Here is a 26,971-nt window from a genome sequence, read left to right as displayed (position 1 = left end):
TACTAATAGACCTTTTAACTATACTAGTTTTAAAATCAAATTTTATAACTAGGTATTTAATTATTATATCTTTTATCTTTCCAACTTTCCTTCTTTATAGTGTTTTCTACATAATGCTATATATTTATCATTTGCTCCAAGTTCTATTTGTTCACCCTGCCTTACAATACCATTTTCATTATATCTTGCATTACATGTAGCCTTTGCTCCACACCAACAGACAGTTTTTACTTCATGTATTTCATCTGCCAAAGTTATCAATCTCTCTGAACCTTCAAACAGAATATTTCTAAAGTCTGCTCTCAATCCATAACATAAGACTGGTATGGAAAGATTGTCAACTATATCGGATAAAAAATCAATTTCTTCTTTACTAGCAAATTGTATTTCATCCACTATTATACAATCGAAATCTTTTATTCTATCCTTGTCATAATTTATAAAACTTGATAATAGTTCACATTCATGTTCTAACCCTATTCTTGACTTTATACAACTAATACCATCTCTAGTATCCAGATCAGTCTTTACAAGCAAAGCTTTCTTACCTCTTTCATGGTAGTTATAATGTACCATAAGTGCATTTGCAGTTTTAGAACTTCCCATTACTCCATAGTAAAAATATAATTTTGCCATTTAATACTCCTTTTTTATTATGATAGTGCTAACAAAGTCATCAAAACAGTAACTATTACCCAGCATATCGTAATATGCATATCTACGCCAGCCTTATCATTTATAAATTTATGTCTATATTTTACTTCAATATTATTTCCTTGCTTGACTAATTTATCTAAATTTTTGAAATATATACAATTTCCAAAATATCCAAAGTATAAATTAATACCTAATGATAAAACGAATATTCCTATCCACATTGGAGTCATGAATATTTTTGCAAGCATAAGTAATATTAGCTGTATGCCGATTATACCTGCACCAGTCCATATCATTTTTCTATAGATACACCAAAAAGGTGTAAGTATTAAAGCATATAAATTTAGAGATGGATATTTTCCAATTTCTTTATATTTTTTATACTTTTCATAGTAATAATCAGTATTTTTTTCGAATAAATCTTTAATCTCAATCTCTTTTCTGTAACTTTCTAACTTCATAATCGGTCCCCATCCTAAAAATTAGTCTAATTTCATAATTTTAACTATCTTATTCCCTCAAAAAAGCAATCTTTGTTTATTATATTTTCAATATCAGTTTTTGTATATTCGGATATAGTTATTTCATTAATTTTTTCATTATAATAAGATTGTTCCGTTCTTTTTTCTGTTATTTCATATTTGTTATCCAAAATATCCATAAACTCCTCCCCAGTGATTGTCTCATTTTTTAATAAATATTGAGATATCTCGTGAAGTTTTATCTCATTGTCTATTAATATTTTTCTAGCCTTATCGTAAGATGAATTAATCATATCAATTACAGCTTTATCGATTTTTGTAGATGTATCTGGAGAGCATGCAAGAGATGTGTCTCCTCCTAAATATGCATTGTTGACTGTTTCAAGGGCAACCATTCCAAATTCATCATCCATACCATATCTAGTAATCATAGCCCTAGCAAACTTTGTTGCCATCTCTATATCATTTGCTGCACCTGAAGTTTTTGTATTAAATATTAACTCTTCAGCTGCTCTACCACCTGTATATGTCATAATCTTATCAAGTGCTTCATCTTTTGACATTAGTACTTTTTCAACTTCATCAATTTGCATTGTATAACCTAAAGCACCTGAAGTTCTAGGAATGATAGTAATTTTATGGACCGGTGCAGAGTGCTTACCTGCTGCAGCTACTAATGCATGACCTACTTCATGATATGCTATAATTTGTTTTTCTTTTTCACTAATCACAGCACCTTTTCTTTGGTAACCTGCGATTACTGTTTCTACAGACTCTTCTAAATCTTCTTGAGATACCAAATTCCTTCCGTTTCTAACAGCCCTAAGTGCAGCTTCATTTATAATATTAGCAAGCTCAGCACCAGAAGCACCAGAAGTTGCCCTTGCAACCTGATTATAATCTATTTTTCCTTCCATTTTTACATCTTTTGAATGTACCTGTAATATAGATTCTCTACCTTTTAAATCTGGTAACTCTACCGGTATACGTCTATCAAATCTACCAGGTCTTAATAAAGCTTTATCAAGTGATTCCGGCCTATTTGTAGCTGCTAAAACCACTATACCAACATCACTTACAAATCCATCCATTTCACTTAGTAACTGATTAAGAGTTTGTTCTCTTTCATCGTTACCACCTATATTACCATCTCTTTTTTTACCTATAGCATCTATTTCATCAATAAATATTATACAAGGAGCTTTTTCTTTTGCTTGCTTGAATAAATCTCTTACCCTAGATGCACCCATACCTACAAACATCTCTACAAATTCTGAACCAGAAATTGAGAAAAATGGTACACCTGCTTCTCCTGCTACAGCTTTTGCAAGTAATGTTTTACCTGTACCTGGAGGACCCACTAATAATGCTCCTTTTGGCATCTTTGCACCAATAGCTGTATATTTAGTAGGTAAATGTAAAAAGTCTACTATCTCACTCAAGGCTTCTTTGGCTTCATCCTGTCCTGCAACGTCATCAAATCCAATTCCAGTCGATGATACATATAGCTTTGCATTACTTTTTCCTAGAGACATCATGCCTCCGCCCATTTTAGATCCTAGCCCTTTCATTAAGAATCTGCCCAATAAAAGAAATATTGCAAATGGTAACACCCAACTTAAAACAAAGTACATAATTGGAGCAGACTCTGATGGAACTTCCTTGGAATAGTTTGCACCAGACTTTTGTAATTTATTTACTAATTCAGGATCTTCTATCTTACCAGTTACATAAATCTTTTGATCTTTTTTATTCTGGCCTTTTTGAAGCTTATCTGTAAATGTTATCTTATTATCTTTTATTGATACCTCATCTACTTGCTTATTTTCTAACTTCTCAATAAAAGTACCATATCCAACTTCTTTAGATTTATTCATTCCAAGATTAGGAATAAATACTTCATTCAAAGTAAGAGTAATAATCAACAGCGCTACATAAAACCATATATAATTTTTATCTGGTTTTTTATTATCGTTCATTTTTTTCTCCTATAAATTATTCAAATAATCAAGAACCTTTTCTATAATCCAATCCGGGGTAGATGCACCAGCCGTAACCCCTATTGTATCATAATTAGAAAAGTCAAAGTTCTTTAATTCATCAGCAGTTTCGATAGAAAATGTTTCTACTGTTTCCCTACATATAAATACTAATTTTTGAGTGTTAGAACTATGCTTTCCCCCAATAACAACCATTAAATCCACTTTTTTAGCTAAATCTCTAGCTGATTGCTGTCTCACTCTAGTTGCGGAACATATAGTGTTTTCAATCTGTACATTCATATGAGTACCATTTATATGAGAAATTATCTGCTTAAACTCTTCCTCATTCATTGTTGTTTGAGATACAACAAAATATTCTTTTGATAAATCAAAATTGTAGTTCATAAATTCATCAAATGTTTTTATTACTATTGCATCGTCGTTACACCATCCTTTTATACCTTGAACTTCTGGATGTTTTTCATCTCCAAGTATTACTATTGTTTTATCTTCGTCATAACTATTATTTACTAGAAAATGTATTTTTTTGACGAATGGACAGGTAGTATCTACTATTTCTAAGCCTTTTTCCTTTGAATCATCATATATTTTTTTTGAAACTCCATGTGATCTAATAATGACCTTATTATCCTTACCATTTTCTACTTGATCTAATTTATCTACTGAAATTAGTCCCTTTTTTTCATATTTTTCAACGGCTTGCTTATTGTGAATCAACGGACCAAGCGCAAAAATCTTTCCATTTTTATTTCCTTCTAGCTCATCCCATGCTATATTCATTGCTCTTTTCACACCAAAACAAAATCCTGCATCATCAGCTATCATTATTTTCTTCATATTTATTTCTCCTATACTTAAATACTCTCGTAGGTAAATTTTTTATTTTAAAGCTAAATTTTATTTTATTATACCAGATTTGTTTTTTTCATAATTTTTAATTACATGATTCATTAAATCTTGCGCTATACTATCGTATTCAGTTTTTGGCACTTTATTTATATGGTAGTGTTTCAAATTTACAGTCTCCCCAATTACTACTTTAACCTTAGAAAAAGGTTTATATGTTGTAATTATGCTCATTGGCACAACGTTTGACTTGGACTTAATTGCAAACATTGCCACACCAGGTTTTGCTGGCATAAACACCTGCATATTGCTCCTTGTTCCTTCTGGAAATATACCTAATACTCTACCAGATTTTATTTGCCTAAGAATTTCCTTTACTGTGGAAATCCCAGGTTTCTCTCTATCGATAGGAATTACTTCAATTTTTCTCATTAAATACCCCAATACTGGTATTTTAAATAACTCTTTTTTTGCCACTGGTATAATTCTTCTATTTTTAATAGCTACTAACATAAATACTGGGTCTAAAAAAGATTTATGATTAGCTATCAATATAATATTACCTTCATTTGGCAAATTTTCTTGTCCTTGTACTTCAAATCTAAATATAATAGATATTAAAAAGCTAAGTATTGAGCATATAAAATTATAAAATTTCATTTATTTCACCATCAATTCTTTTATTTTTTCTTCCAGGCAATCAACTACCTCTTCAATAGTCATAAAACTTGAGTCTATCTCTATGGCATCTTCTGCCTTAACAAGTGGAGCGAAATCTCGAGAAGAATCTATCAAATCTCTTTTTATAATATCATTAGTAATTTGATACAAATCGACATTCTCTCCTTTATATTTTAACTCCAAAAACCTTCTTTTTCCTCTTTCCTCTGGGCTTGCGTTCAGATAGAATTTATATTTTGTATTTGGAAAAATGTAAGTTCCAACATCTCTTCCATCTAGTATTACACTCTTGTCCTCAGATATAAATCTTTGTTTTTCAACCATAGATAGTCTAACATCCACAATTTTAGCAACATTGGATACATTCTGATTTACTTCTTTGCTAGTAATCAAATGACCTACATTTTCTCCATCTAAATATATTATATTGTTCCTAAAGTCTATATCTGTAATCTTACATAAATCTGCCACAGCTTTTTCATCATTAATATCTATATTATTTCTAAGACATTTTAATGTTAGAGCTCTATACATAGCCCCTGTATTTATATAATTAATATTTAACCTATCAGCTAAAAGTTTTGATATAGTGCTTTTTCCAGCTCCAGCTGGACCATCTATAGCAATTTGCATATTATTCATATTCCTATCTCCTTTCAGCAATTGCAATAAAAATTGCATTGCTATATACATTCTACCACAATCTATCATATATTATAAGAAAGTTATTAATATATCATACTATCACTCTAGCTCTATATTTTATCAATAGCTTGAGCAGCAGACAAGCCAGCCAAATAACCAGTAGAGAATGCTATCTGAAGATTAAAACCACCAGTAATTGCATCAATATCTAATATTTCCCCACATATATAAATATCTTTATCAATTTTAGAATTCATTGTAGATGATTCTATTTGTCTAACATCTACTCCGCCTTGACTAATAGTAGCATACTCTATGGGTGCAAAACCTATATCCTCTATTTCAAATTTTTTTAGATATTTATAAATGATATCAAAATCTTTTTTTGAAAGATTTGCTACTTGTCCATTTTCAAAATCAAATTTGCTTGACTCTATTTTACTTTTTTTGTTAGCTATTTTTATTATAGATTTAGAAAACTTTGCTGGTAAAATATTTTTCATATTATTATATATATTTGACTTTAATCTTTCCTTTACTAATTTATATAATTCATCTTTATCTACATCTGGTAAAAAGTCAATTTCAATAGACTTTTTATTGTATTTTTGTAAATACGAAGAAGCTTTTAATATTGCAGGCCCACCTAAACCTCTATGAGTAAAAATTAAGCCACCACTTAAAATATTATTTTCTATTTCTATATTTACATTATCTATGCTAGTACCTACTATCTCTTTAAATTCATCTATATTGGTATCTATCCTACATAAAGCTGGCTTAAAGTTTTTTATTTCATAGTTTTGCTTATTCAATATATTCAAAATACTTCCATCAGAGCCAGTATTTGGATATGACATTCCTCCACTGGCTATTATTAATTTTTTATATTTGTATGTATTACTTTTCGTATATACAATATTATTTTCCCTATCTATGGAATTAACTTTATTATTGAAATATATTTGTATCCGTAAATCAATAATTTCTTTTCTTAATCGATTGATTAATTCCATAGAATTTCCGCTTTTTAAATATACTTTTTCTTCATTTTTTGATTCTACTATATAATCAATCCCTAATGATTTCACAAATTTCTTCATATCTTCATTTGTAAATGTGTAAAGCGCTGAATATAAAAATTTTTCATTGCTAACTATTTTATCAAAAAAACTGTTTATATCCGCATTATTTGTGAAATTGCACCTAGAGCCACCACATATCCTTAACTTTTTACCAATATCATCCATTGATTCTAATATACAAATTGATGCATTTTCATTTGTTTTTCTAGCTGTAAGAGAAGCCATAATACCACTGGCTCCTCCCCCTATAATAATAATATCAAATTTTTTCATAATCATTCGCTATTCTAAAGCACTTCCAGCTTTGTTATCACCAGAAATATTCTTTGACTCTAAATGAGAAGTATCATTCATTTTAATCACTACTGGTCCATAATCTCTATATTCCACTATATTTAGAGCAGTATTATCTTGTTTAATTCTATACAAGTTCTTTAATGATGATTCTAAAAAGCTAAGTAACATCACTCTAACTGTTACTGAATGAGATACTAATAGTATGTGCTTACCATCATACTCTGTATTAAGTTTTTCAATCAATGCATCTTGTCTATTCTTAATATCTATTAATTTTTCTCCTCCTGGAACTTCTAATATATCTGGTTTATTTCTCCATATTGAGAACATATCAGCATATTCTTTTTCAATTATCTTTAACTTCATACCTTCCCAAATTCCAAATCCCATTTCTCTAAGATTTGCTGTAAGTGTATAATCTATACCTAATTTATTAGCTATTATTTCAGCCGTTTGAACAGCTCTCCCTAAATCGCTGCAGTAAACCGTATCAATGGGATATTTTTTTAATACTTCTGCTAAATTTTCTGCTTGTTTAATTCCAAGCTCTGTAAGATCAGAATTTCCATGACCTTGTGTTCTTCCCTCTGTATTCCAATGTGTTTGTCCATGTCTAACTAAATAGTATGTGTTCATAATCCCTCCAAAAATATAGCTCAATATGTAAACATATCGAGCTAAGTTAATTATTCATATATCTCAAATTTTTCCCAAATATTTTCCAATTCATTAAAATACTCTTTTATATCATTTCTTTCCCTACTTGCTACACCAATCACTAAGGCATTAGCTACACTAAATGCAGGAACTAAGGAATCTATAAAAGATATCATATTGTTTTTAACTGTAAGTATTACATCTGATACCTTCGCAATAGGGGCATTAATACTATCAGTAATTGCTATAACTTTAGCTCCTCTATCCTTGGCAAATTCTACACTAGATAATGTTTTCTTTGAATATCTTGGAAAAGACACTGATATCAATACATCTTCAGATGTCATCTTTATCATCTGTTCTACAGGCTCGCCCATATCCATTCTTAAAATCACTACATTATCCAATATATAATTTAAATAATATCCCAAATATTTTGCGACATATATGGAGCTTCTCATACCCATTATATATACTTTTCTGGCTGATATTATAGTATCTATAGCATTATCATATGATGATTCATACATATAATCCATAGTTTCTTTAATATTTTCTATATCTTCTTTTAATACTTTTTCTAGTATGTTAGCATCCTTATTATAATCACTATTTGACATTTCAACTCTCTGTACAGTAGTCAATTTTGTTTTTATTAATTCCTGTAATGCATCTTGAAATTTTGGGTATCCACTATATCCTAACGCATTAGCAAATCTAACTACAGTAGATTCACTTACACCTACTGTTTCTCCTAATTTAGATGCTGTCATAAATGCAACTTTTTGGTAATTGTTTAAGGTGTATTGTGCAAGCAATTTTTGTCCCTTACTCATACTTTTATATTTGGTTTTTATAATGTCCATCAAGCCATTAGATTTATTATCATCTCTATCTAAGTACATACAATTACCCCTTACTTAATTTAATATTTTTAACACGTCTATTATACATTATGTTTATTATTTTTTCAATTAAATATAGTACGTTTATTCACTTTTATTTTATGTTTTTTAGATATCTCACTTCTTCTTCTGTTAAATATCTATATTGTCCTACTTCCAATTGATTCAAAGATAAACTCCCCATGCTTATTCTTTTCAAATTCATTACAGGATGTCCAATCTTTTCTAACATTTTTCTTACTTGTCTATTATGACCTTCATGTATTGTTACTTTGCAAACTGAATAATTTTTCTTTACATCAGATTTTACTACAGTAATTTTTGCCTTGGCAGATATATAATGATCAATTTCCAGACCATTTCTAAATGACCTTAATTCATCATCAGTAGGTATTCCTCTTACAGATGCTATATATGTTTTGTCTACTTCGTGCTTTGGATGAGTAAGTTTATAAGTTAAATCTCCATCATTTGTAAGTAATAATAGACCACTAGTCTCATAATCTAATCTACCTACTGGATAAATCCTCTTATCTATCTTTACTATATCAAGAACACTTTTTCTATCAAATTGATCTTTTACACTAGCAATATAGCCCTCTGGCTTATTCAATAAAATATATATTTTTTCATCATTTTCTATTTTAATTTCTTTACCATCAAAGAAAACTTTGTCATTTATAGGATCAACATCTATTGATAAATCAAAAATCACTTTATCATTAACCGATATCCTTCCTTCTTTTATTAGATTTTCTGCTTTTCTTCTTGAAGCAACACCACATGATGCTATAAATTTGTTAATTCTCATTTTCTCTCCAATCATTTAAAAAGCTATTCCAAAATTGAAATAGCTTTAAATTACTAAAATGTGTATTATATCGAAATATCATATAAGAATACCTACTCGTCATTTGATGTTGATAATGGTGAATTAGAGGTATACTTACTTTTGTTTTCTTCTGCATTCTTTTTAGCATTCTCTTTTCTTGTAATTATTGCTTTCTTTTGCTTATTTGAGTTTTCTTTAGCTTTATCCAACATTTCTTCAGCTTTACTTCTCACCTTAGCTGAACCACCATCTTCATTAAGCAAATCCTGCAATTCTTTTATTTCAGCATCATAATCTTTCCTATATTCTGCTCTACTTGCTTTTTTTAGCTTTAGTGCTTGATAGTACATACCCCTTGCTTCGGCATTAGCCTCATCTTCATCAATTACTTTGGCTAAGTTACCCATAGCTTTATCATAGTTACCTTCTTCAATAAATTTTCGTGCATCACTCATTAATGAACCTGTTTCATTAATTCCACAACCTGTAATAGATATTGATGCAAGAAGAAAAATAATTGCAATTAATTTTCTATTCATATTAAACCTCCTAAAAGAGACAATTCCATATTAACTATTATAACATAATACTTTAATATATGTCTACTTTTTAGCTTTAAAACGATGTTGAGGGCATTTAGCTAAATATTTATAATTATTATTTTACACATAGTGTTTTATTCTTTACATAAAAAAGCACTACATATTATGCAGTGCTTTAATAGTTTTTTATATTATAATTTTATAAGTATACTTTTAAAGATATTTTTCTCTTAAATACTTATCCATAGCTTCTGCAGCTTTTCTACCCGCACCCATTGCAGATATTACTGTAGCTGCTCCTGTTACTGTATCTCCACCAGCATAAATCCCCTCTATTGATGTTAAACCATCTTCATCCGCGACTATACATCTTCTTTTATTTACTTCTAGTCCTGGAGTAGTTGAAGAAATTAATGGATTTGGTTTTGTACCTAATGACATAATTACCATATCAACATCTATTACAAATTCTGAACCTTCTACTTCTACTGGTCTTCTTCTTCCAGACTCATCAGGTTCACCTAATTCCATTTTGATACATTTCATTCCACATACATCACCATTTTCATCTACAAGTATCTCTTTTGGATTAGTAAGTAGATTAAATATTATTCCTTCTTCTTTGGCATGATGTACTTCTTCTACTCTAGCAGGTAGTTCAGATTCACTTCTTCTATATACTATATGAGAATCAGCACCTAGGCGTAATGCTGTTCTTGCAGCGTCCATAGCAACATTACCACCACCTACAACTGCTACTTTTTTACCAACTCTAATTGGTGTATCATACTCATCAATATAGGCTTTCATAAGGTTAACTCTTGTTAAAAATTCATTGGCTGATAAAACACCATTGGCATTTTCTCCTGGTATTCCCATAAATGAAGGTAAACCAGCACCTGAACCTATAAACACAGCCTTAAAACCTTCTTCTTCAAACATTTCTTCTATAGTAATTGTTCTACCTACTACTACATTGTTTTCAATTTTAACACCTAATTTTTTTATTGAATTAACTTCATAATTAACTACCTTTGACTTTGGTAATCTGAATTCTGGTATACCGTAAGTTAATACTCCACCTGCTTCATGAAAAGCTTCAAAAATTGTAACGTCATATCCTAATTTAGCTAAGTCACCTGCACAAGCAAGGCCAGATGGCCCTGATCCTACAACGGCTACCTTTATTCCATTATTTTCAATATTTCCACTTAAATCTATTTCATTTTCTCTTGACCAATCAGCTACAAATCTTTCTAACTTACCTATAGATACTGGTTCATTTTTAATACCAACTACACACTGCCCTTCACACTGTGATTCCTGCGGACAAACTCTACCACAAACAGCTGGTAAAGAACTTGATTTTGCAATTACTTTCGCTGCATCTTCAAAGTTTCCTGCTTTTACTTCTTGTATAAATGCTGGTATATTAATAGAAACTGGACATCCTTCAACGCATTTTGGTCTCTTACAATTAAGACATCTCAAAGATTCTTCCATAGCCTCTTCTTCATTATATCCATAACAAACTTCCTCAAAGTTAGCTGCTCTAACCTTAGGTTCTTGCTCTCTTACTGGTACTTTTGTCTTCGCTGGCATTAGTGTACACCTCCAATTTTACAATTTGGGCTAGAATGAGTAGCTCCATCAGAGTTTCTAAGAGCTTTTCTACCTTCTTCACTCTTAAACATCTGCTGTCTCTTCATAGCTTCATCAAAATTAACTTTCCAACCATCAAATTCAGGGCCATCAACACAAGCAAACTTGATTTCATCACCTATTCTAACACGACATGCTCCACACATTCCTGTACCATCTACCATAATAGTATTTAAGCTCACTATTGTAGGTATATTTAATTTCTTAGTTGCCATACAGGCAAACTTCATCATTATCATAGGTCCGATCACTACAGCCTCATCATATGATTTTCCTTGCTTAGTTACAAGTTCATCTAACATATTTGTAACATTACCATGGAATCCATATGTACCATCATCTGTACAAATATATAAGTTCTTTGCTACAGATTTCATTTTTTCTTCATATATTAGAATGTCTTTTGATCTAGCACCTATAATTACATCTACATCTACTCCATGTTCGTGTAACCATTTAACTTGCGGATATACAGGAGCTGCTCCTACACCACCTGCTATAAATATCATTTTTTTCTTCTTCAATTCTTCAATATCTTCGTGAATAAATTCACTAGGCTGACCTAGTGGACCTACAAAATCTCTTATTGAATCACCAATATTCAAGTTTCCTAATTTTTTACTTGAATCACCAACAGTTTGGAAAACAATTGTAACTGTTCCCTTTTCCTTATCGTAGTCAGCAATAGTCAAAGGCATTCTCTCGCCTTTTTCATCAATGATTACTATTATAAACTGACCTGGCTTAGCAGATCTAGCAACTCTTGGAGCTTCTATATCCATTAAATAAACAACTTCATTAAGCTGTTGTTTGTCAACTATCTTATAGCTCATCTTGGTTCCCCCTTAAATTCATTTAATTTATGATAGCAATTAGTGCGAATAATTACCACCATATTGTAAACAATTCTTAATTATAAAAAATAATAGCTCATGAACTCATTATACACTATAAAAACATTTATTTGTATATTAGAAACGTTTTTTTAATAATTAATTTAATAAAATGTTATTATAATAAAAGAAAAATTTAATTACTATTCTCATACAAGTGAATTATGCTATAATAAAATTAAATTATCAGATAATTAAGGAGGTAATTATTTTGAATAGACTAATTAATGTTGACGAGTTCTTTAAACTTGTAAAAAGTAATCAAAAAGTTGTAATCTTGGATTGTAGATTTGATTTGATGAACAAAAGTTACGGAGTTGATTCATATGCCAAGGGACACATAGAAGGTGCTTATCTTTTTGATTTAGAAACAGCTCTTGTAGACCCTATATCTGAACATGGCGGAAGGCACCCTTTCAGAAATCATGATGATTTAATAAAGGAATTTAAAAAATATGGAATAGATGATGATACTATAGTAGTCGCTTACGATGATGGAGATATGCAGGGTGCAGGTAGACTAGTATTTCAGTTAAATAATTTAGGACATTATAAATCGTACGCACTAGATGGTGGATTTACAAGTTATAAAAAATATGGTGGAAAAATACAAATTGAAAAAAATATTCCTAATGCATCTGAAAAATCTATATCAACTAAGGCTGATTGGTCTTTTATCGTAGATATGGATTATGTAAAGTCTAAACTTTATGATAAGGATACAACTTTAATAGATTCTCGTTCTAATCCTAGATATTTGGGACTTGAAGAACCTGTAGACAAAGTAGCTGGTCATATACCTAGTGCAGTTAATTACTTTTTTATGGATACAATGGATTTAGAAAACATCGATAAGTCTTCTTTTAAAAGCAAGGAGGAATTACAAAAACATTTCCAAAATCTAGATCCTAAAAAGGAAATTATAGTATATTGTGGTTCAGGCATTTCATTAATGGTAAATGCTTTAGCTCTAGATATTGCAGAAATCCCTTACAAAATTTATCCTGGTAGCTTTTCTGATTGGATAAGTTATAATGATAATCAAATTGCAACAGGCGATGAAAATAACTAAAAATAGTTTCATATATTATAATCATTAATATTTTAGTTTCATATATTATAGTCTCAGAACATCTTTATTTCAAGTGTTTACAAGCAATTGAATTATAAAGATGTTTTTTGTTTTTTTCGCAAATATTTATTATTTATCTTCTATATAAACTTGTATTTTGCTTTTTATTAATATAAAATAAGTATAGATAAAAAATGAGATTGGATTATATTGTAATGATTGTTAATCCTTTTAGATGCGGAGGTTGAAATGTCTTTTAAAGATAAATGTAGACTGTTCATTGACAAAGTAAAAACTGATAGAAAAACTCAAGTAATAATTGGTTGTTTGATAATATCACTTTTTTTAGTTGTTGGAGGTCTAGTTGTATATAATAATTTAAATCAAAAACCGGAGCAAAGTGTACAGACCTACACTGTTCCTGAAAATGAAAAAGTATTTATAAATGGTATTGTAGTGCCTAGAGAAAGTAAATCTATACCTGCACCATCAAATGGTGTAACTCCTGATATTAGAGTTAGCCAAGGTCAGACTGTAAAGAAAGATGATGTATTATATATAGTTAAGGATGAAACTGCTATATCTGAAATAGCAAATGTTAAAAGTCAGATAGATAGCCTAAACAGACAAAGAAATACGCTGAAGAGTGATGATCCAGGACTGATTAGTATTAATGGTCAAATAGCTTCACTCAATAACACTCTTTCTGCTTTAAATGCTAAAGCATATACTAAAATAAAATCCCCAATGGACGGTAAGGTTTATTTAAACAATAACAAAAATACAAGTTCTTTAGGAGAAAAATCAAATTTAATGGCAATACAGACAGTAGACTATGTAATGAATGGAACTTTAGCAGAACAGGATCTATCGAAAATCAAACTTGATATGACAGCGAATGTCACTTTATTATCAACAGGTGAAGTTGTAAAAGGAAGAGTTTCTTATATTTCTGAAAGGCCTACTAGTTCACCAAGCTCTGCAATAGCTGATGCAAGCCAAGCTACAGGTCAAGCTTCTCCTTCGGTATCTTTTTATGATGTAGTTCTATCTTTTGATACTCAAGAAGGAATAGTAGATGGTTATCATACACAAGCTACTATAGAAATAAATACTGATAAACATAAAGTTCCATCTAGTTCAATTATAAAAGATAACAACGAAATATATGTATTTACTGATGTTGATGGTATATTAACTAAAGTGAACATAGAAATAGTAACTGAAGATGAAAATTATGCGACTGTTACAGGAAAGTTAAATCAAAATGACATAGTGATTAAGAACCCTACTAAAAATATGAAAGATGGAGATACGGTCCCAAAAATTCAAAACAATTCTAAAGATGATAAAAAATCAGAATAATAGGTGTTATAATGACTAATATACAAATAGAATTAAAAGATGTACAGAAGTATTATAAAGTAGGGAAAGAAAAACTTCATGTATTAAAAAATATTAATTTAGAAATTCAGTCTGGAGAATTCTTAATGATTATGGGTAAATCTGGTAGCGGTAAGACTACCCTACTAAATATTTTAGGTTTTTTAGACAAGCTTGACGAAGGAAAGTTTATATTTGAATCACAAGATGTAAGCAATCTTAGTGAGAATAAACGTTCTGAATTAAGGGCACATAAAATCGGATATGTATTTCAGCAATTTAATTTAATCGAAACTTTAAATGTCTGGCAAAATATTGAAGTTCCACTTCTTTATAGTGGACATAAAAATAAAAATGAAAGAAAAAAATTAATAGAATCAAGATTATATGATGTTGGCTTGCTGGAAAAAGCTAATAGTTTCCCTAATCACCTATCAGGTGGTCAAAAACAAAGAGTTGCAATCGCAAGAGCTTTGGTAAACAATCCAAGCATTATCTTTGCAGATGAACCAACTGGTGCACTCGATAGTGAAACTGGTGAAGATATCATGAATCTTCTAAGTAAACTAAACAAATCTGGTACAACTATTATTATGGTCACGCATGACCATGATATGACTAAATATGCAAGTAAAGTTGTCACACTTAAAGATGGTGTATTTAATAAAGGAGGTCTTTAATTATGATATTTACATTACTAAAGAACTCCATCTCAAATTTAAAAGGCCATAAGCTGAGACTAATCATCGCCTTTATTTGGCTAATAATTGGTATTACTTCTGTAGTTTTTGTCAGTTCTGTAGGTAATGCAATGAGCAAACTATTTAAAAACACTTTTCAAAATATAGCTCCAAGAACAGCAGTAATTTATTATCAAGAAAAAACAAATGATGGTTACATACAAGAAGATTTAGATTCTAAGCTAGTTCAACCTTTTAATCCTAGTGATTTGCAAGTTTTATCAAATGTAAAGGGTGTAAAAAAAATCACACCTTCAGCTAAGCCTATTCAATTGTTTGCTGGTTTTGATGAAAATATGTACCAAGCTAAGATATCATTTTTTGATAAAGCATCTGCAACTGGTGTTATAGCTCATAACGCTGAAAAAAAATACAAAATTATAGAAGGTAAGTCTATAACTAAGGAAGATGAAAATAGGAATGTTATAGTTATTAATAATAAAGTTAAAAAAGACTTATTCAAAGATAAGTCTCCCCTTGGTAAAGGTGTAAACATTAATAATTTAGTTTATGAAGTGATTGGTGTGTATGATTTAGATATTGTATACGATCGAGCTGAAAAAGAATTTAGAAAAAAAACCAGCTTTGACGCTATTCAACCATCTTGTATAATTCCCAAAAAACCTTATGATATTTTAACAGGTGCTATTTATCAAAAAGGCGAAATAAATAATTTAAAAATTGATGTTGAAGATGATGCAGACGTTGATAAAGTATCTAAAGAAGTATTAAAGCAAGTAAATGCCCTTCATCCTAAAGTTAGTGGAAATTATAATATCCAAAGTCAAAGCACTATACAAGAATCAACTGAAGCTATAACAAAAGGTATAGATAAATTCGTTATGATTATTACTATAGTATCAATGGTAGTCGGTGGTGTTGGTATAATGAATATAATGTATGTTTCTGTAATGGAAAGAAATATAGAAATAGGTATTAGAAGAGCTCTAGGTGCCAAACCTAGAACCATCCTATTCCAATTTTTAATAGAATCAGTATTCATTACTGCTTGTGGAGGTATCTTAGGTTTATTTGTAGGATATGCTGTAACAATACACTCTAGAAATATACTTCCATTTAAGCCCATACCAAGCTTTAATAGTTTCTTATACGCGTTTTTAGCTATCGCACTAACAGGTATAATATTCGGATTAGTGCCTGCTTATAAAGCTTCCAAGTTGGATCCTATCAAAGTTATATATAAATAATATTTAGAGATTGATCTAATAGATCAATCTCTTTTTTAAAAATAAGCAAATAAAAGGAGATCTTTATGAGAAAATTACTAATAAAAAATGGTTTAATTATAAACCCAGCAAATTCATTTGAAGAGATAGCAGATTTACTTATTGAAAATGGTATAGTTTCGTCAATTGCAAAAGAAATAAATGATCCTCATGCACAGATTATAAATGCAAAGGGATATATAGTTTGTCCTGGATTAATTGATATACATGCACATTTTAGAGAACCTGGTCAAACACATAAAGAAGATATAATCTCAGGCTCAAAGGCTGCTGCCGCTGGTGGTTTTACATCTGTTCTTTTGATGGCAAATACTAACCCTAAAACCGATTCTGTTCAGAGATTAAAAAATATTCAAAAAAAAGCAGAGTTAGCTTGTATAAATATATATCAAGAATCAGCACTTACATACGATTTTAAAGATATGCTAGTAGACATGGAGGCTCTTAGTAAAAATGGTGCTATCGGCTTCACAAATGATGGGGTTCCTGTGATGAATACATCTTTACTTAGAAAAGCAATGATTAAAGCCAAGGAACTCGATACTATAATTGCACTTCATGAAGAAGATAATAGTTTAATATCCAACCATGGAATAAACGAATCTGATGTGGCTAAATCTTTATCTCTAATAGGAGCTCCCAGAGTGGCCGAAGATGTTATGGTAGCAAGGGATTGCATGTTAGCTTTGGATACTGGTGCAAAAATAGATATTCAGCATATTTCATCTGGTGTATCAGTAGATTTTGTTAGATACATTAAATCATTGGGAGCAAATGTTATAGCAGAGGCTACTCCTCATCATTTTACACTTACCGAGGATGATGTAAAAAAATATTCAACTCTTGCAAAAATGAATCCCCCTCTTAGAACTCATGAAGATAGAGAAAAAATTATTCAAGGTTTGATAGACGATACTATAGAAATAATAGCTACAGACCATGCCCCACATACAAAAGAAGAAAAAGAAACAGAATTTTCTAAGGCTCCTAGTGGTATAATAGGTTTAGAGACTGCCCTATCACTTTCAGTTGATCAGCTTGTAAATACAGGTAGATTATCTATGTCACATATGCTTTCTAAACTTACTATAAATCCATCAAAACATTATAAACTTGATAGAGGAGATATTAGTCATGGAAAAGTAGCTGATATTTGTATATTCAATCCTAATGAAGAATATGTTGTTACTGACAAATTTTACTCTAAATCATCCAATTCACCTTTTATAAATTGGAAATTACCTGCTAAGATTAAGTACACTATATGCTCAGGTAAAATTGTCTACTCAGATTCAGATTTAAATAAATAAATATGTATACTATATAATAATAAATAGAAAAAGTCCAACGATAAGATTATATCTCAAGGTTAGACTTTTTCTATTTATTCAGCTAAAATATTATTTCATTATATTACTTAATATTTCAGCTTCATTATCATTTCCATCTTCTATTAGCAAATTTATAATTTCTTGATTTTTTAAATTAATTTTATTTAACTGGTTTTTTAACTCTTCCATATTAGCTTCACTATTAAATTCTAAAAATTCACCTAAAAACATAACGAAAACTGAAGATTGTCTAGTAAGTTTTGCCGATATATCCCTAAATTCTTGAGCCATATCGTTTTTACCTTCATTTAAGGCTTGATTATACATAGACCAGACTACAGATGATAGTCTACTTACACTGTCGAGTTGCTTTCTCATCTTCTTCAAGAGTTCTGGATTTGGTGAATCAATCATTTCAAAATACTCATTTTCTTTCTTTATATTCTCCTCATCCATCAAGAAAAAAACTTCAGAATCGTATGCGCATACAGGACATACATCTGGAGCACTATCACCTATATGTATATAACCGCATTCTTTACATTTGTATCTTCTCATACTCACACCTCACAACTTACAAATAAATATTCCCAAATTTTACCATAATAGTATTATACAACAAAATAACTTAATTTAAACAAAAATTAAGATTATCTTTAATATTTTTTACTGTTTTATTTATTTAAATTGTGTATAATAATAGTATAAAGAACGCGAATAATTTTCATAGTATTTTTGCAACAAATAAGGAGGTCAAAAAAAAATGGATAATGATGATAGAATTGTCACACAAGAAGACATTAATAATAGTAAAAATAAAAAAGTAGATTCAGAGGATATTGAACTCACAAGAGAATTTGAACCTTTAGACAATAATGCTATTACAGAAGAATCAATTTCAGATGATGAAATAGTATTAGACCAAGCTAAAGAATCTAATATAATTGATGAAGATATGAACTCTATAAGAAATACCGATATATATGCAAAGCATAACAGAATACAAAAACTTAAAGATAAAAAGAAAAATAAAACTAAAAAAACAATTCTTTTTATAATTATATTATTATCTATTCTTCTATGTGTCGGCATATTTGTAGCATATAAATTAAATCCTAGTTCAGCAGATATTAATGCTGACAATAAGACTAATCTAGAATTTGAAAAAATGTTAGATGAAAAAAATAATAAAAATAAAGCTGTAATTGGTCAGAAAGAAGACGCAAAAAAAATATATGGTGTAGATGCTGCTAAAGTATGGAATTCATTAAATACTTACGATATTGATAATAATGGCAAAAAAGAAGTTTTTTTGACATTTGATGATGGACCTTCAACAACAAATACCCCTAAAGTTTTGAAAATATTGAATGACAACAATGTAAAGGGAACTTTCTTTGTAACTGGTAAAGCACAAACTATTGATGGCGCTCCTCAGATCCTTAGACAGTTGTATGATAATGGTATGGCTATAGGCAATCATTCCTATTCACATGATTACACTTTCTTATATCCGAAGAGAATATACAATGAAAAGAATTTTTTAAGCGATATAAAGAAAAATGAAAAAAAGATTCAAGAATCTCTAGGAATGCCTAATTTTACAACAAGAGTTATAAGATGTCCTGGTGGGCAGATGTCATGGCAAAAAACAGAACCTTTAAATAATTACTTCATTGCAAATGATATGGTATCAATGGATTGGAATAGTTTAAATGGCGATGCAGAACCACCAAAGAAAGATGCTAAAGCATTATATGACTTCGCAGTTAAAGAATCTAAAGGTAAAAATTTAATAGTTCTTTTAATGCATGATACTTATGGAAAAGAAGAAACAGTCAAATACTTAGACAATATTATAAAATACTATAAATCTCAAGGATATGAATTTAAGACTTTAGTGTAATTACAAAAATTAGAATTTAAAATGATTATAATGACAAATAATAAAAAGCTGTAAACAATTGTTTACAGCTTTTTATATGAAATACAATAATTTATCGTATAATACTAATTTATATAATAATTATCTAAATTAGTATTATATTTTTTAGTTCTCGTGATGATTATCATGGTCGTGGTCATGTTCTTCTAGATAATCTGGATGTTCAGCCACATAATCTTTATATTCTTTTTCAGTTGCTTTATACTCTTCTATCATCTTATCATATGTAGGAAGAGCTTCTTCATCCTCTAATTCAGTTCCATTCCAATCTGCATACATCATTTGATCACCGTTTGTAAGAATCATTCTACCAACATGAGTAGTTTCATCAATCAGTTCTAAAAAGTCCATTTGACCCTCTACAACCTGTTCGTCTAAGTCAATATCATCATCTAAACAATGAATTACCATTAAAGGTAATAAACAATCATCTTCATCAAGTGCTACTACTGTGATGTCAAGTGTACCTTCTACACCTTCCTCATATTCTGATAATGGTGTATCTATTTCAATCATATCTTCAGGTACATTAAGCTCTTTAATCAAATATTCTACAACTCTTTCTTTTACTAATTCTTTTGACATATTAATTCTCCTTATCCAATTTATTAAAATTAATCTCTTGCTTAAATTATGCACGAATCAATCATTAAGTTCATTATATCATCTGGGTTTAAATTAGTCCATATCAATATATTAAAGGTATAATTAAGTCTATTAGACTATATTATTTATAGTCGATTAGTTCGATTAAATATATTTTATGGAGGATAAGATAATGAAAATATTAAAAAAACTGTCTTATATCGCCCTTTCAGCCTTGATGACTTTTTCAATAAGTACAGCTTCATTTGCAGACTCAACAAGTTCATCAAAAAATGAAGTGATTACTATTGGTGCAAATCTTAACCAAAAACAAAAAGCAAGTATATTAAATTATTTTGGTGTTGATCAAAATAATCCTAATATAATATATGTAAACAATGCTCAAGAAAGAAAATATCTTGCAGGTATCGCCCCAGAAAAACAGCTAGGACATGTAACTATGTCTTCAGCATATGTAGTACCTACAAATGATGGCGGTATCAATGTCAAAACTTCAAACATTACTTGGGTTACTAGTTCTATGATAGCCACTACCCTATCCACTGCAGGTGTAGAAAATGCAAATGTAGTAGCGGCTGCACCTTTCCCTGTTAGTGGTACAGGAGCCTTAACTGGTATAATCATAGGTTTTGAAAAATCTACTGGTGATAAACTTACAGAAAATAAAAAGAAATTAGCTAATAAAGAGCTAGTCACAACTGGTAAACTTGCTAACCAAGTAGGTCAAGACAAAGCTACTGGTATAGTAAATGATGCAAAAACAAAAGTTATAAAAGATGATATTAAGGATAAAGAAAAAATAGAAAAAATTGTAAAAGACACAGCAAATAATTATAATGTAAATCTTACAACTGGAGACATAAATATTATAGTGAACTTACTAAGCAATATTTCAAATCAAAATTATAACTACAAGGACATGAAAGATACTCTAGCTAATGTAAGTACAAACGTCAGATCAAATCTTAAAGATAAGGGCGAAAATATTGATGTAAATGGCATTATAGGAAAGGCATCAGATTGGTTAAATAACAATAAAGAGGCAAACTCATTCTTTAAACAATTCGATGATAGCAAGCTTTCAAAAGATGCTGTTGTAAATACTACTTCTGATGGATTAACTAATGCTAAGCAAATAGCAGGAGATGTTGCCAATCAAGCAAAAGAAAGTGGTTTAATAGATAAGATAATTAACTTCTTTAAGTCGTTATTTAACTAAATTAGATATTTATAATTACAAAGTAAAAGATGTGGTATATACCACATCTTTTTATTTATATATTTTATTGCTTACAATATACGTATTACTTAAAATGAAGGAATTATAGCTCCCTTATATGTATCATTAATAAATGTTTTAACTTCTGGTGATTGTATTGCCTTTATCAAGGCCTTTGTCTTTTCACTATCTTTATTTTTTGAACTAACAGCTATTATATTTGCATATGGAGAATCTTTTGATTCTGTAGCTATAGCATCTTTTTGAGGATTTAATTTAGCTTCTAAAGCATAATTTGAATTTATTACAGCCAAATCAACATCCTTTAAAACAGTTGGTAGCTGTTCTGCAGCTAATTCTTTTATCTCTATGTTTTTCTTATTTTCTTTGATATCATTCTTATTCAATAGCTCTTTGTCAGCCAGTTTTATTAGACCTTCTTTTTCAAGAATTTTAAGTGCTCTAGTCTCATTAGTTGGATCATTTGGCACAGCAATTACCGCCTTATCTTTAACTCCTGAAATCGACTTCACTTTTTGTGAATATACTCCCATAGGCTCTAAATGAACCTTAGCTACTGATTTAATCTCTGTTTTATTTTTTGTATTATATTCGTTTAAATATGGTTCATGCTGGAAGAAGTTCGCATCTAATGAACCTTCGTCTAAAGCTTTGTTTGGAAGTATGTAGTCATTAAATACCTTCACTTCTAACTTATATCCGTCTTTTTCTAAAAGTGGCTTTACAGCTTTATTTAATATATCAGCATGCGGATTTGCACTTGCCCCTATTACAATTTTTTTATCATCTTTAGCAGATTCTTTTTTATTTGAACCACAAGCTACTAATGATAGAGAAAGTCCTGCTGCTAATGCCAATGTTGCTATCTTTTTAATTTTCATAATATATCCTCCTCTTATTTCAACTTTTTATAAATATTTATTAATTATCCTTAGTTTTCTTACTATTTATCGACGATTTTTATTATTTTAGAAATATTGTTTTTTATTAATTACGAATTTTTATCGCTAATATTTATTAGTTTTTATATTTACTATTTAGCTTATTGTTTATTATTTTTACTTATACATGTATATTTTTATTATTTATTATTAAAACCAAGATTGAGCTCAAATTATCTTAGTTTCTTATATAAAGTATCTCCAATAAATTGGATTAATTGAACTATTATTATTAATGCAATTACTGTAAACAACATCACATTTACATCAAATTGCTGATATCCATACATTAACGCCACATTACCAAGTCCTCCAGCTCCTACTGCTCCAGCCATCGCTGTATAACCTAATATAGATATCATCGATAGACATATGGCTTGAATCATTGATGGAACTGATTCTTTTACCATAACCTTAAAAATTATCTGAGAGTTAGTTGCTCCAAAAGACTTAGCAGCTTCTATTAACCCTGGATCAACTTCATTTAATGAGTTTTCAAGTAACCTTGCTATAAATGGAGCAGCTCCTATTGTAATTGGAACCAAGGCCGCTGTCTCTCCAATACTTGTTCCTACTACCAGTCTTGTAAATGGAATTATTGCAACTATTAATATCATAAAAGGAAAACTTCTAAATATATTTACAATAAGTGATAGTATGCTATTTATTTTTCGATTTGGTTTTAGCCCATCTTTTTTTGTAATCACCAATATAACTGCCATTATAAATCCAAGTATTGTAGCAATTATAGTTGGTACAATAGTCATGTACATAGTCTGCACAAATGCCTGCGGAAATAAATTTTGTATATAATCACTAAAACTCATTGTCTACCTCCTGCCACAACATATTTTTATTATCCAAATATTTTTCTACCTTTTCTAAATAACCATCAGGTATATTAATAATAAGAGAACCTAATACATCTTCTCTAAATTTTTCTAGTTTCCCATATATTATAGATACATCTACATCTAATTCTCTTGCCATAGATGTAATTATTGCTTCGTTCGATCTATCATTTGTAAATAATAGTTTCAAATTATTTCCACTTGGAAGTATTATTTTATCCTCACCCAATAATTTTCTAAGTGCTGGTGGACTATTTAAAAATATTTCTTCAGTATCTCCTAATTCTACTACTTCACCAGCATCCATAATAGCTGTACGAGAACATATTTGCTTTATAACTTCCATTTGATGTGTGACCATTATTATTGTTATTCCAAGTTTCTTGTTTATATCTTGTAGTAAAGATAGAATAGACTTTGTAGTATTTGGGTCGAGTGCTGAGGTTGCCTCATCACATAATAAAACAGATGGTTCCATAGCAAGTGCCCTAGCTATAGCTACTCTTTGTTTTTGACCACCACTCAAATTCCTTGGTCTTTCATATTTTTTATCTGCTATACCTACTAAATCTAATAGCTCATCTACTCTTTTATTTATTTGTTCTTTGCTATATGAAAAACATTCCATAGGCAATGAAATATTATCAAATACTGTCTTTCTTTCTAATAAAGAAAAATGCTGAAATATCATACCTAGATCTTTTCTCAATTCTCTTAAATTCTTATCATTTAGCTTAGATATATCATTATTATTTATTAATATCTCACCATAATCGTAACTTTCAAGTCTGTTAATACATCTTAATAAAGTAGATTTACCTGCACCACTATGTCCTATAATTCCAAAAATTTCACCTTCATTTATATCTAAATTTATGTCTTTTAATACTTGTATATCATCAAAATATTTATTGACACCATTTATACGTATCATTATAGTCTCCTCTCATTTTTCCTATCTATAAAATCATAAAAAATAGCCTAAGTAAAATATATACCTAGACTCGGACCTATTTTACTCATCTTTCAGCTATAGCTGCTGGAATTAGCACCTTAAAATAATTCAGGTTGCCGGGCTTCAAAGGGCCAGTCCCTCCACCACTCTCGATAAGAGATATTAAATTATTAAATATATAATAATATTTATCATATAATTTGTCAACACATTTTTCTAAATATTTTATTATTTTGAAAAATATAAAAAAATACCTTTGAAGGTTATGCTTCAAAGGCCCATAATTACTTATATAACTAACTACAAATTCTAAAAATAAAAATTATGCTATGTTCTATATATAATGCTTTATAATCAAAAATATGTTAAATATAATTATTAGAACAATAATTGCTGTAATAGTATAATCTATATAATTACCAGTTTTAGTCTGTCTGATTTTCTCATTTGGATTTTTGAGAGATTTAATCATTGCATATAACATTACACCTAATCCTAAAATAGCCACCAATTTTTGTGATATAAATATTGCTAAATAATTTGAATAAAATAATATTAAAAAACCAATACTCATTACAAATAATCTGTTTTTAGATAAATCTGATGTTTCTTTTGTATTTTTCGCTTCGATTATTTTTTTATCGTAATAAGCTTTCTCCCTTTTTTTTGAATTTTTCTTAGCCATAAGCTCCCCCCATAGTTTTAATAATTAAATTATATTATAAGTCAAAGTAAAAAACAACATTTTCAAACATTATATAATATGTTATTAAAATGTATTAATTATATTTTAAAAAAATAAAGGCAAGCTATAAGCTTGCCTTTATTTGATTTAATTATTATGCAACATGATTTTTCTTGCTTGGTATAAACTTACCTATTAAGATAAATATTGCAACAGGTACTATCCAATAGAAACCAATTTTAGCTCCTGGCAATGCCGCAAACACACCATTAATTGAATTAGCCCATGATGCTCCTTCAAACATTTTTAATCCTGCAATAGAACTTATTATTCCTATTACTAACGCTGACCACACGCCAAATACGAATAAATTATCATTATGAATTTTATTATTAAATAAACCTAAGATAATATAAACAATTACAGCTGGATATATAGCAAGTAATATTGGGAAAGCAATATTAATAATCTGGTCAACACCAAAGTTAGAGATTATAGCAGAGAATATACATACAACTATAACAACATGTGCATACTTAAGTTTTCCTTTTGAAATTTCTTCGAAATAGTTACCGCAAGCTGAAGATAAACCTATAGCTGTTGTTAAACAAGCAAGTGCAACTATTATTGCTAAGATTATTTTTCCAGGTCCGCCAAGTATTTGTTCTGTAATAGAAACTATAAGCTTTGTTCTTTCAGCATCTAATCCAAACTGAGTGTTAACTGTTGCTCCTAAGTAAGCAAGACCACCATAAACAAAAGCAAGTCCTACTACTGCAACAAATCCAGCATAGATAGTTGCTTTAATCATACTAGCATCCTTATAACCCTTTGCTTTTATAGAGTTAATAACAATACCAGCAAATATACATGCTGCCATTGCATCCATAGTTTGATATCCTTCAGATATACCTCTAGCAGCTACCCCCTCAATTAATACTTTGTCTTGAATTTGTCCTAGAGGTTGTACAACACCCTTTACTATTAATATAGCAAGACAAACTAGTAATGTTGGAGTAAGAACAGCTCCTACTATGTCTATAACCTTTGAAGGTTTTATAGTCAATACTAGTACTATAACAAAGAATATTATAGAGAATAGAATAGGGTTAAAACCACTACCTACTGTAGGTAAAATACCTATTTCATAAGTAGTAGCCGCTGTTCTTGGTATAGCAACAAATGGTCCTATACAAAGAATCATTGCTATGCCTATTGCCACACCGATTGTTTTTCCTGCTCTAGAGAATAAAGCGTCCATATTACCATCAACTTTCGTAAGGGCTATAACACCTAAAAGTGCTAAACCACCATCGGCAAAAAGGAATGTTATAAATGCTATAAACCACTGAGGTCCTGATAATACTCCCAAGTAAGGTGGGAATATTAGGTTTCCTGCTCCGAAGAACATCGCAAATAGCGCGAAACCAACAACAATAATATCTTTAAACTTGATATTCATTTGAACTCCTCCTTTAATAAAATATATTAGTTCAAATATAGTATAACCATTTTTTTTTATATTGTCAAACAATTCTTTATATTCGTTATATTCATTTAGATATTAATGTATCATTACTATTTAAATCAACATTTATTCATTCTAGTCCCAAATTTATAAACAATAATTAAATATTTAGTCAATTTAACTTATTAAATTAAATTAACGTTTTCCAGTTATATAAAAATGTTTTTATATCAGGTATTTTTTTTATTTTGTAATAAAAGACTAATAATACACTTTCAATAAAAAGTTTGCTTTTTTGCTTTTTATAACTTTAAATAAAC

27 protein-coding genes and 1 riboswitch are annotated in these 26,971 nt (G+C 29.5%); of the genes, 7 read left to right on the top strand and 20 right to left on the bottom strand.

What is annotated here, in order from left to right; genetic code table 11:
* Window positions 1–72: 72 nt before the first annotated feature.
* The 13 genes from O0R46_RS04510 to O0R46_RS04450 all read right to left on the bottom strand — a co-directional run bounded on the left by O0R46_RS04510 (window position 73) and on the right by O0R46_RS04450 (window position 12,127).
* Window positions 73–636 (bottom strand): thymidine kinase, encoded by a 564-nt coding sequence (locus O0R46_RS04510; protein ID WP_269312396.1) that lies wholly within the window; start codon window positions 634–636, stop codon window positions 73–75.
* Between the two features lie 17 nt (window positions 637–653).
* Window positions 654–1,118, bottom strand: coding sequence for a DUF2628 domain-containing protein (locus O0R46_RS04505; protein WP_269312395.1), 465 nt, complete (start codon window positions 1,116–1,118; stop codon window positions 654–656).
* A gap of 44 nt (window positions 1,119–1,162) precedes the next feature.
* Window positions 1,163–3,118, bottom strand: a complete 1,956-nt coding sequence (gene ftsH / locus O0R46_RS04500; RefSeq protein ID WP_269312394.1) for an ATP-dependent zinc metalloprotease FtsH — start codon at window positions 3,116–3,118, stop codon at window positions 1,163–1,165.
* A gap of 9 nt (window positions 3,119–3,127) precedes the next feature.
* Window positions 3,128–3,979, bottom strand: coding sequence for a 4-hydroxy-3-methylbut-2-enyl diphosphate reductase (locus O0R46_RS04495; protein WP_269312393.1), 852 nt, complete (start codon window positions 3,977–3,979; stop codon window positions 3,128–3,130).
* Window positions 3,980–4,039: 60 nt separating this feature from the next.
* Window positions 4,040–4,648: a lysophospholipid acyltransferase family protein gene (locus tag O0R46_RS04490; protein ID WP_269312392.1), complete on the bottom strand. Its 609-nt coding sequence runs from the start codon at window positions 4,646–4,648 to the stop codon at window positions 4,040–4,042.
* On the bottom strand, window positions 4,649–5,311 hold the full coding sequence (gene cmk, locus O0R46_RS04485) for a (d)CMP kinase (protein ID WP_269312391.1): 663 nt from the start codon (window positions 5,309–5,311) through the stop codon (window positions 4,649–4,651). It abuts the gene before it with no gap.
* 113 nt (window positions 5,312–5,424) lie between these two features.
* A complete protein-coding gene (locus O0R46_RS04480; protein ID WP_269312390.1) occupies window positions 5,425–6,672 on the bottom strand; it encodes a BaiN/RdsA family NAD(P)/FAD-dependent oxidoreductase in 1,248 nt (415 codons plus the stop codon).
* Window positions 6,673–6,681: 9 nt separating this feature from the next.
* Window positions 6,682–7,332, bottom strand: coding sequence for a histidine phosphatase family protein (locus O0R46_RS04475; RefSeq protein WP_269312389.1), 651 nt, complete (start codon window positions 7,330–7,332; stop codon window positions 6,682–6,684).
* Window positions 7,333–7,382: 50 nt separating this feature from the next.
* Window positions 7,383–8,258: a MurR/RpiR family transcriptional regulator gene (locus O0R46_RS04470; protein WP_269312388.1), complete on the bottom strand. Its 876-nt coding sequence runs from the start codon at window positions 8,256–8,258 to the stop codon at window positions 7,383–7,385.
* A 94-nt stretch (window positions 8,259–8,352) separates the two neighbouring features.
* Window positions 8,353–9,069, bottom strand: a complete 717-nt coding sequence (locus tag O0R46_RS04465; protein ID WP_269312387.1) for a pseudouridine synthase — start codon at window positions 9,067–9,069, stop codon at window positions 8,353–8,355.
* 92 nt (window positions 9,070–9,161) lie between these two features.
* Window positions 9,162–9,629, bottom strand: coding sequence for a hypothetical protein (locus O0R46_RS04460; protein WP_269312386.1), 468 nt, complete (start codon window positions 9,627–9,629; stop codon window positions 9,162–9,164).
* 216 nt (window positions 9,630–9,845) lie between these two features.
* Window positions 9,846–11,234, bottom strand: coding sequence for an NADPH-dependent glutamate synthase (gltA, locus tag O0R46_RS04455; protein ID WP_269312385.1), 1,389 nt, complete (start codon window positions 11,232–11,234; stop codon window positions 9,846–9,848).
* Window positions 11,234–12,127, bottom strand: coding sequence for a sulfide/dihydroorotate dehydrogenase-like FAD/NAD-binding protein (locus O0R46_RS04450; RefSeq protein ID WP_269312384.1), 894 nt, complete (start codon window positions 12,125–12,127; stop codon window positions 11,234–11,236). The genes gltA and O0R46_RS04450 overlap by 1 nt, the downstream gene beginning before the upstream one ends.
* 271 nt (window positions 12,128–12,398) lie before the next feature.
* On the opposite strand from O0R46_RS04450, the gene O0R46_RS04445 reads away from it, so the two are divergent.
* The 5 genes from O0R46_RS04445 to O0R46_RS04425 all read left to right on the top strand — a co-directional run bounded on the left by O0R46_RS04445 (window position 12,399) and on the right by O0R46_RS04425 (window position 17,939).
* On the top strand, window positions 12,399–13,259 hold the full coding sequence (locus tag O0R46_RS04445; RefSeq protein ID WP_269312383.1) for a sulfurtransferase: 861 nt from the start codon (window positions 12,399–12,401) through the stop codon (window positions 13,257–13,259).
* A 249-nt stretch (window positions 13,260–13,508) separates the two neighbouring features.
* Window positions 13,509–14,624 carry an efflux RND transporter periplasmic adaptor subunit gene (locus O0R46_RS04440; protein ID WP_269312382.1) on the top strand — a complete coding sequence of 372 codons (1,116 nt, stop codon included), beginning with the start codon at window positions 13,509–13,511 and terminating at the stop codon, window positions 14,622–14,624.
* A 20-nt stretch (window positions 14,625–14,644) separates the two neighbouring features.
* On the top strand, window positions 14,645–15,322 hold the full coding sequence (locus tag O0R46_RS04435) for an ABC transporter ATP-binding protein (protein WP_334307488.1): 678 nt from the start codon (window positions 14,645–14,647) through the stop codon (window positions 15,320–15,322).
* A 2-nt stretch (window positions 15,323–15,324) separates the two neighbouring features.
* The gene (locus O0R46_RS04430; protein ID WP_269312380.1) at window positions 15,325–16,590 is read left to right on the top strand and encodes an ABC transporter permease; all 1,266 of its coding nucleotides are present in this window, start codon (window positions 15,325–15,327) and stop codon (window positions 16,588–16,590) included.
* 65 nt (window positions 16,591–16,655) lie between these two features.
* A complete protein-coding gene (locus O0R46_RS04425; RefSeq protein WP_269312379.1) occupies window positions 16,656–17,939 on the top strand; it encodes a dihydroorotase in 1,284 nt (427 codons plus the stop codon).
* A 90-nt stretch (window positions 17,940–18,029) separates the two neighbouring features.
* On the opposite strand, the gene O0R46_RS04420 is transcribed toward O0R46_RS04425, so the two are convergent.
* Window positions 18,030–18,518, bottom strand: coding sequence for a rubredoxin-like domain-containing protein (locus O0R46_RS04420; RefSeq protein WP_269312378.1), 489 nt, complete (start codon window positions 18,516–18,518; stop codon window positions 18,030–18,032).
* A gap of 205 nt (window positions 18,519–18,723) precedes the next feature.
* Here O0R46_RS04420 and O0R46_RS04415 point away from each other — a divergent pair, with 205 nt between their 5' ends.
* Entirely contained in the window at window positions 18,724–19,866 is a 1,143-nt protein-coding gene (locus O0R46_RS04415; protein WP_269312377.1) for a polysaccharide deacetylase family protein, read from the top strand.
* A gap of 144 nt (window positions 19,867–20,010) precedes the next feature.
* Here O0R46_RS04415 and O0R46_RS04410 read toward each other — a convergent pair whose 3' ends face one another.
* Complete coding sequence (locus O0R46_RS04410) at window positions 20,011–20,490, bottom strand: type I restriction enzyme HsdR N-terminal domain-containing protein (RefSeq protein ID WP_269312376.1); 480 nt, start codon at window positions 20,488–20,490, stop codon at window positions 20,011–20,013.
* 193 nt (window positions 20,491–20,683) lie between these two features.
* Here O0R46_RS04410 and O0R46_RS04405 point away from each other — a divergent pair, with 193 nt between their 5' ends.
* Window positions 20,684–21,730: a DUF1002 domain-containing protein gene (locus O0R46_RS04405; protein WP_269312375.1), complete on the top strand. Its 1,047-nt coding sequence runs from the start codon at window positions 20,684–20,686 to the stop codon at window positions 21,728–21,730.
* A gap of 89 nt (window positions 21,731–21,819) precedes the next feature.
* On the opposite strand, the gene O0R46_RS04400 is transcribed toward O0R46_RS04405, so the two are convergent.
* The 5 genes from O0R46_RS04400 to brnQ all read right to left on the bottom strand — a co-directional run bounded on the left by O0R46_RS04400 (window position 21,820) and on the right by brnQ (window position 26,645).
* Window positions 21,820–22,632 carry a MetQ/NlpA family ABC transporter substrate-binding protein gene (locus O0R46_RS04400; protein WP_269312374.1) on the bottom strand — a complete coding sequence of 271 codons (813 nt, stop codon included), beginning with the start codon at window positions 22,630–22,632 and terminating at the stop codon, window positions 21,820–21,822.
* Between the two features lie 233 nt (window positions 22,633–22,865).
* Window positions 22,866–23,519 carry a methionine ABC transporter permease gene (locus tag O0R46_RS04395; RefSeq protein ID WP_269312373.1) on the bottom strand — a complete coding sequence of 218 codons (654 nt, stop codon included), beginning with the start codon at window positions 23,517–23,519 and terminating at the stop codon, window positions 22,866–22,868.
* A complete protein-coding gene (locus O0R46_RS04390) occupies window positions 23,509–24,477 on the bottom strand; it encodes a methionine ABC transporter ATP-binding protein (RefSeq protein WP_269312372.1) in 969 nt (322 codons plus the stop codon). The genes O0R46_RS04395 and O0R46_RS04390 overlap by 11 nt, the downstream gene beginning before the upstream one ends.
* A gap of 82 nt (window positions 24,478–24,559) precedes the next feature.
* Window positions 24,560–24,657, bottom strand: a riboswitch (SAM riboswitch).
* A 175-nt stretch (window positions 24,658–24,832) separates the two neighbouring features.
* A complete protein-coding gene (locus O0R46_RS04385) occupies window positions 24,833–25,183 on the bottom strand; it encodes a hypothetical protein (RefSeq protein WP_269312371.1) in 351 nt (116 codons plus the stop codon).
* 154 nt (window positions 25,184–25,337) lie between these two features.
* Window positions 25,338–26,645, bottom strand: coding sequence for a branched-chain amino acid transport system II carrier protein (gene brnQ, locus O0R46_RS04380; protein WP_269312370.1), 1,308 nt, complete (start codon window positions 26,643–26,645; stop codon window positions 25,338–25,340).
* Window positions 26,646–26,971 lie beyond the last annotated feature (326 nt).

This window comes from Peptostreptococcus equinus, assembly GCF_027125355.1.
Lineage (GTDB): Bacteria > Bacillota > Clostridia > Peptostreptococcales > Peptostreptococcaceae > Peptostreptococcus > Peptostreptococcus equinus.
This window is presented reverse-complemented; position numbering and strand designations above follow the sequence as displayed.

Coding starts and splice junctions, on each gene's coding strand:
- O0R46_RS04510 (WP_269312396.1), bottom strand. CDS start 636: ATGGCAAAATTATATTTTTACTATGGAGTAATGGGAAGTTCTAAAACT.
- O0R46_RS04505 (WP_269312395.1), bottom strand. CDS start 1,118: ATGAAGTTAGAAAGTTACAGAAAAGAGATTGAGATTAAAGATTTATTC.
- ftsH (WP_269312394.1), bottom strand. CDS start 3,118: ATGAACGATAATAAAAAACCAGATAAAAATTATATATGGTTTTATGTA.
- O0R46_RS04495 (WP_269312393.1), bottom strand. CDS start 3,979: ATGAAGAAAATAATGATAGCTGATGATGCAGGATTTTGTTTTGGTGTG.
- O0R46_RS04490 (WP_269312392.1), bottom strand. CDS start 4,648: ATGAAATTTTATAATTTTATATGCTCAATACTTAGCTTTTTAATATCT.
- cmk (WP_269312391.1), bottom strand. CDS start 5,311: ATGAATAATATGCAAATTGCTATAGATGGTCCAGCTGGAGCTGGAAAA.
- O0R46_RS04480 (WP_269312390.1), bottom strand. CDS start 6,672: ATGAAAAAATTTGATATTATTATTATAGGGGGAGGAGCCAGTGGTATT.
- O0R46_RS04475 (WP_269312389.1), bottom strand. CDS start 7,332: ATGAACACATACTATTTAGTTAGACATGGACAAACACATTGGAATACA.
- O0R46_RS04470 (WP_269312388.1), bottom strand. CDS start 8,258: ATGTACTTAGATAGAGATGATAATAAATCTAATGGCTTGATGGACATT.
- O0R46_RS04465 (WP_269312387.1), bottom strand. CDS start 9,069: ATGAGAATTAACAAATTTATAGCATCATGTGGTGTTGCTTCAAGAAGA.
- O0R46_RS04460 (WP_269312386.1), bottom strand. CDS start 9,629: ATGAATAGAAAATTAATTGCAATTATTTTTCTTCTTGCATCAATATCT.
- gltA (WP_269312385.1), bottom strand. CDS start 11,234: ATGCCAGCGAAGACAAAAGTACCAGTAAGAGAGCAAGAACCTAAGGTT.
- O0R46_RS04450 (WP_269312384.1), bottom strand. CDS start 12,127: ATGAGCTATAAGATAGTTGACAAACAACAGCTTAATGAAGTTGTTTAT.
- O0R46_RS04440 (WP_269312382.1), top strand. CDS start 13,509: ATGTCTTTTAAAGATAAATGTAGACTGTTCATTGACAAAGTAAAAACT.
- O0R46_RS04430 (WP_269312380.1), top strand. CDS start 15,325: ATGATATTTACATTACTAAAGAACTCCATCTCAAATTTAAAAGGCCAT.
- O0R46_RS04425 (WP_269312379.1), top strand. CDS start 16,656: ATGAGAAAATTACTAATAAAAAATGGTTTAATTATAAACCCAGCAAAT.
- O0R46_RS04420 (WP_269312378.1), bottom strand. CDS start 18,518: ATGAGAAGATACAAATGTAAAGAATGCGGTTATATACATATAGGTGAT.
- O0R46_RS04415 (WP_269312377.1), top strand. CDS start 18,724: ATGGATAATGATGATAGAATTGTCACACAAGAAGACATTAATAATAGT.
- O0R46_RS04410 (WP_269312376.1), bottom strand. CDS start 20,490: ATGTCAAAAGAATTAGTAAAAGAAAGAGTTGTAGAATATTTGATTAAA.
- O0R46_RS04405 (WP_269312375.1), top strand. CDS start 20,684: ATGAAAATATTAAAAAAACTGTCTTATATCGCCCTTTCAGCCTTGATG.
- O0R46_RS04400 (WP_269312374.1), bottom strand. CDS start 22,632: ATGAAAATTAAAAAGATAGCAACATTGGCATTAGCAGCAGGACTTTCT.
- O0R46_RS04395 (WP_269312373.1), bottom strand. CDS start 23,519: ATGAGTTTTAGTGATTATATACAAAATTTATTTCCGCAGGCATTTGTG.
- O0R46_RS04390 (WP_269312372.1), bottom strand. CDS start 24,477: ATGATACGTATAAATGGTGTCAATAAATATTTTGATGATATACAAGTA.
- O0R46_RS04385 (WP_269312371.1), bottom strand. CDS start 25,183: ATGGCTAAGAAAAATTCAAAAAAAAGGGAGAAAGCTTATTACGATAAA.
- brnQ (WP_269312370.1), bottom strand. CDS start 26,645: ATGAATATCAAGTTTAAAGATATTATTGTTGTTGGTTTCGCGCTATTT.